General features: G+C 49.8%; 1 protein-coding gene. It reads left to right on the top strand.

From position 1 onward, the window contains the following. Positions 1 to 5 precede the first annotated feature (5 nt). A partial coding sequence (locus F0U47_RS22870) for a 30S ribosomal protein S8e (protein ID WP_246159724.1) occupies positions 6 to 626 on the top strand: 621 nt, incomplete at its 3' end.

Genomic DNA, 626 nt, shown 5'->3' with positions numbered 1-626 from the left:
CTAAGATGGGTATCAGTCGGGATCACTGGCATAAGCGAAGGGCCACCGGTGGGAAACGTGCGCCCATACGCAAGAAGAGGAAGTATGAGTTAGGGCGTCCCGCTGCAAACACCAGGCTCGGTCCTCAGCGTATCCACTCCGTTCGTTCACGTGGTGGAAATACTAAGTACCGTGCGCTGCGTCTGGACACCGGTAACTTCTCTTGGGGATCGGAATGTTCAACTCGCAAAACCCGTATCATTGATGTTGTGTATAATGCATCTAACAATGAATTGGTGCGTACAAAGACCCTTGTCAAGAATGCAATTGTTGTAGTAGATGCAACTCCATTCAGGCAGTGGTACGAGTCGCATTACACGTTGCCTCTTGGGAGGAAGAAGGGAGCTAAACTGACTGAGGCTGAGGAAGCTATTATCAACAAGAAGAGAAGTCAAAAGACAGCAAGAAAATACTTGGCAAGGCAACGTCTTGCTAAGGTTGAGGGTGCTCTAGAAGAACAATTCCACACGGGGCGTTTGCTGGCTTGCGTGGCGAGTCGCCCAGGTCAGTGTGGTCGCGCCGATGGTTACATCTTAGAAGGCAAAGAACTCGAGTTCTATCTAAGAAAGATCAAGTCTAAGAGGGCG

Source organism: Nocardioides antri, from assembly GCF_008373765.1.
Classification (GTDB): Bacteria; Actinomycetota; Actinomycetes; order Propionibacteriales; family Nocardioidaceae; genus Nocardioides; species Nocardioides antri.
This window is presented reverse-complemented; position numbering and strand designations above follow the sequence as displayed.